Here is a 13,045-nt window from a genome sequence, read left to right as displayed (position 1 = left end):
GGAATTGGCTTTTATGTTTGGGCGGTTTTTTGCTAGACCCATGGCTATCTGGTTGAACAGGATGCCGCCAGACGAAAAGGTCGCCAAGACCGGTGCGGCACATACGGAATGAGGCAAGGGCAGCTTGGAGGCCTATGACATGATGAACAAAACGACCTTTGCGACGACACTGGCCTGCATGTTGGCCGTGGCGATGCCGGCAGCGGCACAGCAGACCACCGACAACCTGGTCGCGGCCAACACGGACTGGAGCACGTTCGAGGCGGAAAACCCGCGTGAATGCATCAGCGTGTCCGCACCCACATCCAGCACGCTGACCGACGGCAACGGCAACCCGACCACCGGCACGCGCGGCGACATCTACCTCATGGTGTTCTATCGCCCGGGCGCAAACGTGCAGGGACAGGTGACATTCACCGGCGGCTATCCTTTTGCATCGGGGTCCACCGTGGATCTGACGGTCGGTGACAGCACGTTCCAGCTCTTTACCGAAGGTGAATGGGCCTGGCCCGCCACCCCCGAGGATGACGCCCGCGTCGTCGCGGCCCTGAAGCGCGGTGCCGATGCTGTCGTGCGTGGCCGGTCAGGTCGCGGCAACATCACGACCGATACGTTTTCGCTGCTGGGCTTTACCGCCGGCGTCGAAGAGGCCGAGAACCGCTGCGCGTCCTGATCTGCGTCACAGAATTGCGAGGCCCGGTTTTCCATTGGAAACCGGGCCTTTTTGCTTATATGGGACAGGCTTCACGCCGACAGGGGTATTGATATGACCGCGACCGCACCGATCACACAGGACGTCCACACCATGCCGCGCAAGCTGCCGGAGGGACCTTTGAACCTCGTCGGCCTGACCCGCGACGCGATGCGTGATGCGTTGATCGCGATCGGCACCCCCGAAAAACAGGCCAAGATGCGGGTCAGCCAGATCTGGCAGTGGATCTATCATCGCGGCGTGCGTGACTTTGACCAGATGACAAACCTGTCCAAGGATTTCCGCGCCTTGCTGGCTGAAAAATGCGTGGTGCAACTCCCCGAGGTGGTGACCCGCCAGATTTCCGAGGACGGCACCCGCAAATACCTCGTGCGGATTGCGGGCGGCCACGAGGTCGAGGTCGTCTATATCCCCGAAACCGATCGCGGCACGCTGTGTGTGTCGTCACAAGTCGGTTGCACGCTGACCTGTTCATTCTGCCACACCGGCACGCAAAAACTGGTGCGTAACCTGACTGCTGGCGAAATCGTGGGTCAGGTGATGCTGGCGCGCGACGATCTGGACGAATGGCACACGCCCGGTCAGGGCTCCGGCGAGAATGGCCCGCGTCTGGTGTCGAACATCGTGCTGATGGGCATGGGCGAGCCGCTGTACAATTTCGAAAACGTCCGCGACGCGATGAAAATCGCGATGGATGGCGAAGGGCTGGCCCTGTCACGCCGCCGCATCACGCTGTCCACATCCGGTGTGGTGCCCGAAATCGCCCGCACCGCGCAGGAAATCGGCTGCCAGCTGGCCGTCAGTTTCCACGCGACCACGGACGAGGTGCGCGACAAGCTCGTGCCGATCAACAAACGCTGGAACATCGCCGAACTGCTGGATGCCTTGCGCGAATACCCCAAGGTGTCGAACTCTGAACGGATCACGTTCGAATACGTGATGCTGGACGGCGTGAACGACAGCGACGACGACGCCCGCCGCCTGATCAAGCTGATCGACGGCATCCCGGCCAAGATCAACCTGATCCCGTTCAACGAATGGCCCGGCGCGCCCTACAAACGGTCGTCCAACAATCGCATCCGCGCCTTTGCCGACATCATCTACAAGGCAGGTTACGCCAGCCCCATCCGCAAACCCCGCGGAGAGGACATCATGGCCGCCTGTGGCCAGCTGAAATCGGAAACCGAACGCGCAAGGAAGAGCCGCAAGCAGATCGAGGCCGAGGCGGGGATGTAATCCAGCCGCAAGCCTTCTTTAGCATGTGTTAAGCAGCGCTTTCAGAACTCGCCTTGATCTTTGCTGCGGCTTCACTCAGGCAGCGCTTCGACCCGGTTTGCCAATGAATTCTTAACGAAGGTTATGAAATCATTGGCAAATAACATAATATGTTTCGCACGCGAAACATCATCGAATCGACATATATCGGCCTAGCGGCCCGGAATTTCCGCCCGTTTCTGTCCGGCCCCGTCCCAGGCATCAATCGCGGCGATGGCTTCTTCTGCGGTATCCACAAAGCGGAACAGCTTCAGATCGTCCGGCGAAATCGTGCCTGCATCGGCCAGCGCGTCCCAGTTGATGATCTTTTCCCAGAAATCGCGACCGAACAGCAGGAACGGCACCTTGGTCATGCGGCCGGTCTGGATCAGCGTCAGCGCCTCGAACATCTCGTCCAATGTGCCAAACCCACCGGGGAACACGGTGACGACCGACGCGCGCATCAGGAAATGCATCTTGCGCGTGGCAAAGTAGTGAAAGTTGAAACACAGCTCTGGCGTGACGTATTCGTTCGGCGCCTGTTCGTGCGGCAACACGATGTTCAGACCGATGGACCGGCCGCCAGCATCGACGGCACCACGGTTGCCAGCCTCCATCACACCCGGTCCGCCACCCGTGACCACGACGTTGTCGCGTCCGCCATCGCGCAGTGACCGTTCCGTCATCATCCGGGCAAAGGTCCGCGCCTCGTCATAAAACGCCGTCAGATCGGCCAGCGTCTGCGTCCGCGCGGTGTCCTTGTTCACCGGATCGGGAATGCGCGCGCCGCCGAACATCACGACGGTCGATTGTACGTCAGCCTCGTTCATCAGGATTTCGGGCTTGAGCAGCTCCAACTGCCAGCGCACCGGGCGCAATTCGTCCCGGCACATGAAATCATCGTCGGTGAACGCCAGTTTATAGGACGGCGCACGCGTCTGCGGTGTGTCGGGCACCCCCTGGGTCGCGGCGCGATCCTCGCCCGAATGGCGGAGGGGGTGGGTGTGGTCGTCCTTCATGGCGTGTCCTTGTGATTGCGCGGCAGGGCCTGCGTGGTCTATAGCCGCCGCCAACCAGTGTCACCAGCCAAAGGGATCATCCGATGTCCAATGCCCAACTCGAAACCGCAATCGAAACCGCATGGGATGATCGCGACAGCATCAGCCCCGCCACCACCGGCGAGGTCCGCGAGGCGATCGAGGACACGTTGAACGCCCTCGACAGTGGCACATTGCGCGTGGCCGAACGCCGCGACAACGGTGACTGGCACGTCAATCAATGGGCCAAAAAGGCGGTGTTGCTGTCGTTCCGCCTGAACGACATGGAACCCATCAGCGGTGGCCCCGGCGGCGCGACATGGTGGGACAAGGTGCCATCGAAATTCGACGGCTGGGGCGAAAACCAGTGGCGCGATGCAGGTTTCCGCGCCGTGCCCGGCAGCATCGTCCGCCGCTCGGCCTTCATCGGCAAGGGCGTCGTGCTGATGCCGTCGTTCGTGAACCTCGGCGCCTATGTGGATGAGGGTTCGATGGTCGACGGCTGGGCCACGGTCGGCAGCTGCGCGCAGATCGGCAAGAACGTCCACCTGTCCGGCGGCGTCGGCATTGGTGGCGTGCTGGAACCGATGCAGGCCGGCCCCACGATCATCGAGGACAACTGCTTTATCGGGGCCCGGTCCGAGGTCGTCGAAGGCTGCATCATCCGCGAAGGATCCGTGCTGGGCATGGGCGTCTACATCGGCAAATCGACGAAAATCGTGGACCGCGAAACCGGTGAATTCACCTACGGCGAGGTGCCGCCCTATTCCGTGGTCGTGGCAGGCACCATGCCATCAAAGAACGGGATCAACCTGTATTGCGCCGTGATCGTCAAACGTGTGGACGAACAGACCCGGTCCAAGACCGGCATCAACGAGCTGCTGCGCGACTGATGATCGTCAGCCGTTTTGTCGCCCGCCGCCGGATCGCGGCGGGCGTCCGCCCCGGCGGGTTCGCGGCATGGGGCCTTGTGGCGCTGGATGCGCTGATGTTGCTGGCGGTGCTGGGCCTGATGTTCATGCCCGTCATGTCGCTGATCTATGCCAACCAGCCATCGGTCATCGTGACGGTCGGCATCTTTTTCATCCTGTTTTTCCTGCCGATACAGGTGGTGTTGATCCTGTCGTCGCTCTGGGCCGCGAAATCACGATATGTGGGTTCGGACGACAAATTCACAACGCTGTGACAATTCTGTGGAACCTCGCACAATGCTGAGGCGTTCTGTCGCAGAATACCCCGGCTACGGGGCGAAATTGTAAATCGAAGGAAAACCTTATGGGCTGGTTAGCAGCAATCATCGTCGGCGGCATCGCCGGCTGGCTTGCAGAGAAATTCATGAAATCGAACATGGGCCTGCTGGCCAACATCGGTCTGGGTATCCTGGGCGCGATCGTGTTCAACTTCATCTTTGGCACATTGCTGGGTCTCTACGCCGCCGGCGCAAGCTTTAGCCTTGGCTATCTGTTTGTCGGCTTTGTTGGTGCCTGCATCCTGATCTGGATCGCGCGCAAGGTGCGTAGCTGATCCTTTTTGATCAGGACCGACAAACAAAGCGGCGCGCAGGTTTGCGTGCCGCTTTTTTAGTTAAAGGCCATCGCACATGATCGCGAATCTGCCCCTACCGCTGCTCCTCCTTGTTTTCATCCTCGCCGCTGCGGCCGTCGTCGTGTCGTCGATCAAGGCAACGGGGCTGGCCGATGTCATCGCCGACCGCACGCGCATGGGCGAAGCGATGGCCGGCGGTCTGATTCTGGGTGCCGCGACATCGTTGGCCGGTGTCGTGGTGTCGGTGGATGCAGCGATCAGCGGTGATGCCAGTTTTGCCTTTTCCAACTCGGTCGGCGGAATCGCGGCGCAGACGCTGTTTCTGGCGCTCGCGGATATCATCCACCGCAAGGCCAATCTGGAACATGCGGCAGCGGAACCGGCCAATCTGTTTCAGGCGGTCATGCTGATCGTGCTGCTTTCGATTCCGCTTTGTGCGATGGCCGGTCCTGATATGGCGTATTTCGGAGTGCATCCGGCGTCGATCCTGATGTTCCTGGCCTACCTTGGCGGCGTAAAGCTGACGCAGACCGTATCGGAACAGCCGATGTGGCGACCGGTACAGACCCGCGACACCCGCACCGATGAACCCGAAGACGACGACGAAAAAGACCGCTCGGCATTGCGCCCGGCACTGATTTTCCTGGCACTCGTGGCGGTGATGGGCCTGGGCGGTTACGTCATTTCCCAGGTCGGTGGCAGCCTGATCACCCGGTTCGGTCTGGCATCATCCCTGGTGGGTGCCGTGATTACCGCCGTGGTGACGTCACTGCCGGAATTGGTGACGACACTGACCGCGGTCAAACGCGGTGCGCTGCAACTGGCGGTGGGCGGCATCATCGGCGGCAACACCTTTGACACGCTGTTTCTGGTGGCATCCGACGTCAGCTATCGCGACGGGTCACTGTTCCATGCGGTCAGCGGCACCGACCTGTATTGGCTGGCAACGGGTCTGCTGATGACAGCCGTCCTGCTGGGCGGTCTGATCCTGCGACAACGCGCGGGTCCGGGCCGGATCGGCATCGAGAGCGTGCTCATGATCTTGATCTATTGCACCGCGCTGGCCGTGCAGTTCACCGCCGCTTGACAAGGGTGCCGTGCCCGCGCGAATGCTGCGGCCATGAATAAACGTGTACAACAAGTCTATACGCTGCTGGTCGAGGTCGGCCGGTCCAAGGATGATGGTCTGCCCAAGGACGCGACCGGGGCCGCGCTGATGTGCTATGCCAGCGGTGTGGATGAGGCAGAGGCCGTGCGCGAAACCGTTGCCATCCTGAAACAGGCGGATTTGTCACCGCTGGACGTGTCGGGCTACGGCACGCTGGATGAACGTCTGGCCGAAGGTCACGACATTCCCGACGAAGAACGTGCGCTGATGCAGCGTGCGCTGGACGAAAACAGTGTGATCGTGGCGCAGATGACGCCGTTCTACGAGGGTGACGAATCCGACGACGCCGATTAGGCGGCGCGCGATTCACACAGTGACCGGACCTCGTAGTGTTTAAGGCGCAATGGCGCTGGCCCGGCGTCCTGCGGAAAGAGTTCTGTCGGCATATCCCTGAGCACGGACAATGACCGCAGGACAGGATCGGCCAGCAGATCGCGGGCGTTCAGCGATTCGCACGCCACCCCGTGGATCTGCATCGGCACCGGGCGATCCAGCAAAACATGCCAGTAGGTTTCCAGCACCTGATCCGGTTGCAGGCGCGGTGTCAGACCTTCGAGCAGGTCACCGGCGCGCGCGACGACCGTGCGGGTGTCGAACAAATAGTCCACGGCGGAATGGTGAAACCTGATCTGCTGACAGGCCGCACAGTCGATGTCGCGCAGTGCACCATAAAACGGGGCCTTGACCCGCAGGGGACGGAACCGTGCGCGTGCCGGCAAGGTCACCGCACCGGTCCAGCGGACCTGTGCCATGCCACCGGTCGCCGTCTGTACCAGATCGCCGGGGCGCAGCGACTGGATGCTGCGCAGCCCTGTCTGGGTGATGACCTGCGTCTGGCCGTCCAGCGATGGCAGCGGTCCGACCGGGACCTGATCGGTCGCTATCGCCGCAAAGCGGACACCGGGGGCAAGATAGCACTGACGGCGGTCCATCATGATGCGGCGGGCGTCGCGCAGGGTCGGCGGCAGCGGCGCATTCAGCACGCGATAGGCCAACGCGCCGGTGTCGGGAAATTCGGCCGACAGGCTGGCCTGTCTGGTGGGCGCGTCCCAGTTGAAAACGATGGTGACCGACACGGCCCGTTCCTTGACCCCGGTGTTCAGGCGGTACGTCCGCTGCGACCGGCCCACGCGATGCCGCAGGATCACCACGCCTTCGGGGGACAGCGCAATCGACAGCGCCGTATCCCAAGGCGTTTTTGCGGCATAGAACAGCAATGTCTGTTCGGTCAGGCTGGGCAGGATCGCACAGTCCACCATCAGCGCGCCGCGCGCCATCAGCGCGTCCAGATCGCCGGGCCGTGCCGATGGCGTGGCCAGCCCCCCTGTTTCGAACAGGGCGGTCCGTGCCTCGCGCAGGCCGATCCAGTTCAAAGGGCAGATCCGCGAAAGACACGCGCCTCGAACCGCTTGAGCGTGCGGCGGGCCGCAGGCCCATAGCCACGGCCAGAGGTCCAGTCGATCTGGGGAAACAGCGTGGTGATTTCCTCCAGTGCTTCGCGGGCAAAGGCCTTTTTCATCTGGGGGCCGGGCAGGAAACTTTCGGTGGGCAGGCCCTCGGCCCAGATGACCTGGTGGCGGTCGAACATCAGATGCAGATAGGTGACGTCGCCACCGGGTCTGAGGCGGATCGTCAGGTCGTTGACCAGATCCTTGGCTGCGACCAGCACCTCGTCCTCGCCGAACAGCAGACTGGACAGCGGATCGCCCAGCAGGACGCGATGCTGCGGCGACAGCATCAGGGCCGCGTGTTCACCCAGCGCATTCGCGGCGATTGCAATGGGGGCCAGTGCACCCTCTGCCGCGACCGTGCGACGCCCCACCCACCGCAGGGGCTGTGCGCCGTCATCCATCGTATCGACCAGATCGCCGGGTTCCAGCGCCTCGACCGGAATGTCGCCCAGTGGCGTGCGGATCAGCGTGCCCGCGACAAAACAGGGAACGGTGTCGACCGTGACAAACCCAAGATCGCCACCCACCTCCTGGCCCAGCCCGTTGGTGCTGGTGGTCTCGTAGGTGAAACTGACCTTTTCCTCCACGTTCGTGTTCAGGATGTCGACCGTGCCGTCGGTCAGCAGGGTGACCTGGTGTCCCGATGGCAGGATGACCGTGTCGCCCGGATTGACCGCAACGCCGTTGATATGGGTCACCGACAGCACGCCGCCGGTCGCATTGAGGTCATTGGCCAGCAGATCGACGTTCTGGGTGCCGCCCGGTGCGATGGTCACATCGTCCTGAATGGCAATGACCGTCGTCTGGATGCTGTCGCCCGCGATCAGCAGGTTGGAATCGTAGTTGCTGTCAGACGCGTCGGCGATGCCCAGCTTGATCGTGTTCACCTGGCCTGTGTTGACCGGGATCGTCAGCGTCATGCTGACGGTGAAACCATCCATTTCGGTGTTGTACTGATCGCCCGTGTTGTCCTTGTAGAGGTTGATGTTTTCGGTGTCGTTGATTTCCGTCACGGACGCAGCACTTTGCGTCACCGACAGGGGGATGTGCGTGCCGTTGACCCAAACGCCGACCACGTCGTTATAGATCGACGACGCGTATTCGGGGTATTCGTCCGACGCAAAGACGAACTTGATCGACATGACATTGCCGGTGGGGATGAAATTGACCGTCAGGAACGACGCATCGAATGTCCGCTGGCCTGAAATGGCCTCGAAATCCGCGTTGCCGTTCTGGCCGCCTGAGTTGGTCGATGTGTTGGTGCTGAGGTTCGGGTCGCCCGACCAGTTCCCCCAGCCCTGGGAATTGGTGAAATCCGACGCGCGCCCCGTGGACAGGATGACGCCCGTATCGCCAGGCACCACGCCGGGGCTGGTGCTGTCACCGCCCGAATAGGTCGCCGAAGAATAGCTCGATCCCGAATAGGACGCGCCCACCACGATCACGCCGTCGCCAAAGATCGTCTGCGCCATTTGTGCCGCAGACGCATTCTGGTTCATCGAAAGTTCCGATGCCGTCGCCATTTAAATGCCCCTTGCCGCAACAGCCCGGGGTCAGCGCAAACGCTTGCACAGGATCGTTGTCCCGTGTTTCGCTATATCTTGTGGTGCCTGCTCGCACTCACACCCACATTGGGGTTTGCCCTGCCTCGGGTCATTTATTCCCTTGAAGATGCACGACAAATTTCTCTGTGTCATTGAATAATCGCGCGTCGTTGCGTTCGCGTGGCGCATCGGCCACAGCATTTGCATCCTGCCGGGCAGCACGCTACCGCTGGTCCCATAGCAACAGAGGCGCGCCATGACTGACCCGATCGATCCCGTTGACCTGACAGCGCAACTGGTGCGCTGCGCCTCTGTGACACCGACCGAGGGCGGCGCGCTGCTGTTGCTGGAGGATCTGTTGTCCGGGGCCGGATTTGACTGCACGCGCGTGGACCGCGGTGGCGTCAGCAACCTTTATGCGCGCTGGGGGCGCAAGGGGGCCAATCGCAGTTTCGGGTTCAACGGGCACACGGATGTGGTGCCCATCGGCAATTCTGACGACTGGAGCGTCGATCCCTTTGGCGCTGTGATCAAGGACGGTTTTCTGTGGGGGCGTGGTGCAACGGACATGAAATCAGGCGTCGCGGCCTTTGCGGCGGCCGCCTGTGACTTTGTGCGCGACACGCCACCGGACGGTGCGGTCATCCTCGCGATCACCGGTGACGAAGAAGGCGACGCGCTCGATGGCACCACCGCGCTGCTGGACTGGATGGCGCAGAACGGCGAGGCGATGACCTATTGCCTGGTGGGTGAACCGACCAGCCCGAACCATATGGGCGAGGCGATGAAGATCGGGCGGCGCGGGTCGATGACGGCCTGGATCACCTTTACCGGCGAACAAGGCCATTCCGCCTACCCGCACCGGGCGAAAAACCCGCTGCCTGCCATGGCGCGGCTGATGGACCGGCTGGCGTCCGAACCGCTGGATCAGGGCAGCGATCATTTCGACGCCTCGACGCTGGCCATCGTGACGATGGACACGGGCAACCCCGCGACCAACGTGATCCCGGCGTCCTGCCGTGGCACGGTGAACATCCGTTTCAACGATCACCACAGTGGCGCATCGGTAACGGACTGGTTGCAGGCCCATGCCGACGCCGTCGCGGCGGACACCGGCATCGCCATCACCATGAAGATCAAGGTCAGCGGCGAAAGTTTCCTGACACCGCCCGGCCCGTTGTCCGACCTGATAGGCAGCGCCGTGCAGGCCGAACTCGGGGTCATGCCCGAACTTTCGACCTCCGGCGGCACCTCTGACGCGCGGTTCATGAAAAACCACTGCCCCGTCGTCGAATTCGGCCTCGTCGGTAAAACCATGCACCAGGTCGACGAAAAGGTGCCTGTGCAGGATATCCAGACGCTCAAGGCAATCTATGGCCGCGTCCTGCGCGACTACTTCGCCTGACGGCTTCTTCTGGTCAAAAATATCCCGGGGTCCGGGGCAGCGCCCCGGTCCGCCATTTGCAACCGGCAGGCCGCCGCACTAGGTGCTGTGCATGAAACAGATCCCTTCCAAACGCGACGTGCTGGCCTTTTTGGCTGACAATCCGACGCAGACCTCGAAACGCGATATCGCCCGTGCCTTTGGCATCAAGGGCGCTGCGCGCGTCGACCTCAAGGCGCTCTTGCGCGAAATGGAGGCCGAGGGCACCCTGACCAAACGCAGAGCCAGCTACCGCGAGCCGGGCAAACTGCCCCCCGTCAGCGTGATCGAGGTCACGGGAACCGATGCCGACGGCGATCTGCTGGCGCGCCCACTGGAATGGGCCGAGGACACGGACCCGCCCGTCATCCTGCTGGCGCTGCGCGCCTCTGACCCCGCGCTTGGGTCTGGTGATCGCCTGCTTGCGCGACTGACCGCCGCACCGGGCGAGGCACATGCCTATCAGGGTCGCATGATCCGCCGGATCGGGACGAACCCGCAGCGTATACTCGGGGTGTTCCGCGCCGCGTCAGAGGGCGGCCGCGTCATGCCCATCGACAAGGGGTCGGATAAGCAATGGACAATCGCCGCCGGTGCGACCAACGCTGCCCGTGACGGCGAACTGGTCGAGGCCGAACAGACCGGGCCCAAGGGCCGGATGGGTCTGCCCAAGGCGCGCATCCTGACTCGGCTGGGCGACCCGACCAGCGCCCGTGCCGTCAGCCTGATCGCGATCCACCAGCATGGCATCCCGGACCACTTCCCGGACGAGGTGGTGGCGCAGGCCGATGCTGCGAAACCGGCACCGATGGGCAAACGCAAGGACCTGCGTGACTTGCCGCTGCTGACCATTGACCCGGCAGACGCCCGCGATCGCGACGATGCAGTGCTTGTGCAGCGTGACGGCGATGGCTTCGTCATCTGGGTCGCGATTGCCGATGTGGCGCATTACGTCACACCCGGCAGTGCGCTGGATGTCGAGGCGCGCAAACGCGGCAATTCCACCTATTTCCCCGACCGCGTCGTGCCGATGCTGCCCGACACGCTGTCGGGTGATCTGTGTTCCCTGCATGAACACGTCGACCGTGCCTGTCTCGCGGTCGAGATGCATATCGACGCGGACGGCACCAAGATCAGCCATCAGTTCCATCGTGGCATGATGCGTTCGGTGGCCTCGCTGTCGTATGAACAGGCGCAGGCCGCGCGCGATGGCAGCCCCGACGCCCAGACCGCCCCGCTGGTCGATGATGTGATCGCGCCGCTGTATGACGCCTATGACGCGCTCAGGCGCGCACGCGAGACGCGCCAGCCGCTGGACCTCGATCTGCCCGAACGCCGGATCGAACTGGACGACGACGGCAAGGTGACGGCGGTCAACCACAAGGAACGCATGGATGCACATCGCCTGATCGAGGAATTCATGGTGCTGGCGAACGTCTGCGCCGCCGAAACCCTGATCGCGAAAAAGACCCCGCTGCTGTTCCGCGTCCACGAGGAACCCAGCCCCGAAAAGCTCGATGCCCTGCGCGAAGTGGCCGACAGCGCCGGCCTCACGCTGGCCAAGGGGCAGGTGCTGCGCACGGCCACGTTGAACCGCCTGCTGGCCGCCGCGGCAGGCACCGACAGTGCTGAACTGATCAACATCGCGACACTGCGGTCGATGACGCAGGCCTATTATCATCCGGAAAACTTTGGCCACTTTGGCCTCGCGCTGCGGGCCTACGCGCACTTCACCTCTCCGATCCGGCGCTATTCCGATCTGATCGTGCACCGCGCGCTGATTGCCGCACATGGCTGGGGCAAGGACGGGCTCAGCCCTTGGGACATCGAACATCTGGATGCGACCGCCAAGGCGATTTCTGAGACCGAACGCCGGTCGATGACGGCAGAGCGTGACACCACGGACCGCTATCTTGCGGCCTTTCTGGCGGACCGGGTCGGGACCGAGATCGGCGGACGTATTGCCGGGATCGCTCGATTTGGCGTCTTTGTGAAACTGGATGGCACCGGCGCGGACGCGATGATCCCCATGCGCAATCTGGGGGCGGAATATTTCCACTATGACGCGGAAACCCAGACGCTGATGGGATCGGACAGCGGCACGGTCATCGGGCTGGGTCAGCGCGCGACCGTGCGCCTGACCGAGGCTGTCCCCACCACGGGTGGACTGCTGGCCGACCTGATCGAACTGGATGGTGCGACCCTGCCGCGCGGCCCGTCAAAAGGGCGCGGCAAACCGGGCAAACGCCGCGTCGGCCCGGCCAAGGCCAAAGCGGCCAAGACGGCACGCAAGGTGTCCCGCATCCGCAAGGCGAAACGCTAACCCTTCGCTGTTTTCGAAATATCCCGGTGGGAGGCCGCAGGCCGGGGGGCTGGCCCCCCTCACGTGCATCAAAAGAGCGCTGGCGGTGGCTCGCGCAGCTGGCGCTGTGTCTTGGTGCATCGTTGCCCGCCGAACAGATCGTCCAGGGCCTTTGCATAGATCGGGTCCTGCGGAACGGCGGTTTCGAACAATGTGGCGCAGGCGCGCACCTTGTAAGCGTTTTCATCGGCCATGGTATCGGACAACGGGCGGTCATTCTCCGTCAGCTTGCGCAGGCATGTGACCAATCGTGGACCCAAGACCGGGTGCCGGGCAAATTCGCTGGCCTCTGCCGCGTCCCGCAAGGAATAGAACATCGCCATGGGTGCATCGTCTATGCCTGTCAGCACCGGAAAGACGAACCAGACCCAGTTACCCGTCGCGCGACCTGCCGCCAGGTCCGACATCACCGTGTCCCAGACGCTGTCCTGTGCATCGGTAAAGTGGTCGAACTCGTCTTCGTCGTCCTCGAAATCGTCGTCGATCGGCGTATCGTCCATAGCAAACATGCGTCCCTGGCCACTGGACCTGCATCATTGCGGATCGGAT

13 protein-coding genes are annotated in these 13,045 nt (G+C 62.7%); 9 read left to right on the top strand and 4 right to left on the bottom strand.

Features of this window, described 5'->3' with window-relative positions; genetic code table 11:
• Positions 1–139 precede the first annotated feature (139 nt).
• Together BMX27_RS00720 and rlmN are read left to right on the top strand one after the other, a co-directional pair.
• On the top strand, positions 140–673 hold the full coding sequence (locus BMX27_RS00720; RefSeq protein WP_177172614.1) for an invasion associated locus B family protein: 534 nt from the start codon (positions 140–142) through the stop codon (positions 671–673).
• 93 nt (positions 674–766) lie between these two features.
• Positions 767–1,948: a dual-specificity RNA methyltransferase RlmN gene (gene rlmN / locus BMX27_RS00715; RefSeq protein WP_090158021.1), complete on the top strand. Its 1,182-nt coding sequence runs from the start codon at positions 767–769 to the stop codon at positions 1,946–1,948.
• Positions 1,949–2,139: 191 nt separating this feature from the next.
• Here rlmN and BMX27_RS00710 read toward each other — a convergent pair whose 3' ends face one another.
• Positions 2,140–2,985 carry an LOG family protein gene (locus BMX27_RS00710; RefSeq protein ID WP_090158020.1) on the bottom strand — a complete coding sequence of 282 codons (846 nt, stop codon included), beginning with the start codon at positions 2,983–2,985 and terminating at the stop codon, positions 2,140–2,142.
• An 83-nt stretch (positions 2,986–3,068) separates the two neighbouring features.
• Here BMX27_RS00710 and dapD point away from each other — a divergent pair, with 83 nt between their 5' ends.
• From dapD to BMX27_RS00685, 5 genes are all read left to right on the top strand, one after another.
• Positions 3,069–3,896 (top strand): 2,3,4,5-tetrahydropyridine-2,6-dicarboxylate N-succinyltransferase, encoded by an 828-nt coding sequence (dapD, locus tag BMX27_RS00705; RefSeq protein ID WP_090158019.1) that lies wholly within the window; start codon positions 3,069–3,071, stop codon positions 3,894–3,896.
• Positions 3,896–4,189 (top strand): hypothetical protein, encoded by a 294-nt coding sequence (locus BMX27_RS00700; protein WP_090158018.1) that lies wholly within the window; start codon positions 3,896–3,898, stop codon positions 4,187–4,189. The genes dapD and BMX27_RS00700 overlap by 1 nt, the downstream gene beginning before the upstream one ends.
• An 89-nt stretch (positions 4,190–4,278) precedes the next feature.
• The gene (locus BMX27_RS00695) at positions 4,279–4,527 is read left to right on the top strand and encodes a GlsB/YeaQ/YmgE family stress response membrane protein (RefSeq protein ID WP_056029562.1); all 249 of its coding nucleotides are present in this window, start codon (positions 4,279–4,281) and stop codon (positions 4,525–4,527) included.
• Positions 4,528–4,603: 76 nt separating this feature from the next.
• Positions 4,604–5,635, top strand: a complete 1,032-nt coding sequence (locus BMX27_RS00690; RefSeq protein ID WP_090158017.1) for a sodium:calcium antiporter — start codon at positions 4,604–4,606, stop codon at positions 5,633–5,635.
• Between the two features lie 33 nt (positions 5,636–5,668).
• A complete protein-coding gene (locus BMX27_RS00685) occupies positions 5,669–6,010 on the top strand; it encodes a hypothetical protein (protein ID WP_090158016.1) in 342 nt (113 codons plus the stop codon).
• Here the strand turns inward: BMX27_RS00685 and BMX27_RS00680 are convergent.
• A complete protein-coding gene (locus BMX27_RS00680; protein ID WP_090158015.1) occupies positions 6,007–7,089 on the bottom strand; it encodes a Hint domain-containing protein in 1,083 nt (360 codons plus the stop codon). The two genes, BMX27_RS00685 and BMX27_RS00680, sit on opposite strands and share 4 nt — an antisense overlap.
• A complete protein-coding gene (locus BMX27_RS00675) occupies positions 7,086–8,690 on the bottom strand; it encodes a Hint domain-containing protein (protein ID WP_090158014.1) in 1,605 nt (534 codons plus the stop codon). The genes BMX27_RS00680 and BMX27_RS00675 overlap by 4 nt, the downstream gene beginning before the upstream one ends.
• Positions 8,691–8,967: 277 nt before the next feature.
• Between BMX27_RS00675 and dapE the strand changes: the two genes are divergently transcribed.
• Both dapE and rnr read left to right on the top strand, forming a co-directional pair.
• A complete protein-coding gene (gene dapE, locus BMX27_RS00670; RefSeq protein ID WP_090158013.1) occupies positions 8,968–10,116 on the top strand; it encodes a succinyl-diaminopimelate desuccinylase in 1,149 nt (382 codons plus the stop codon).
• Positions 10,117–10,207: 91 nt separating this feature from the next.
• Positions 10,208–12,457, top strand: a complete 2,250-nt coding sequence (gene rnr, locus BMX27_RS00665; protein WP_090158012.1) for a ribonuclease R — start codon at positions 10,208–10,210, stop codon at positions 12,455–12,457.
• A 68-nt stretch (positions 12,458–12,525) separates the two neighbouring features.
• On the opposite strand, the gene BMX27_RS00660 is transcribed toward rnr, so the two are convergent.
• Entirely contained in the window at positions 12,526–13,005 is a 480-nt protein-coding gene (locus BMX27_RS00660) for a DUF1810 family protein (RefSeq protein ID WP_090158011.1), read from the bottom strand.
• Positions 13,006–13,045 lie beyond the last annotated feature (40 nt).

Source organism: Loktanella sp. DSM 29012 (assembly GCF_900110705.1).
GTDB lineage: Bacteria > Pseudomonadota > Alphaproteobacteria > Rhodobacterales > Rhodobacteraceae > Loktanella > Loktanella gaetbuli.
The sequence above is the reverse complement of the archived record's forward strand: the minus strand, read 5'-3'. Positions and strand labels throughout refer to the sequence as shown.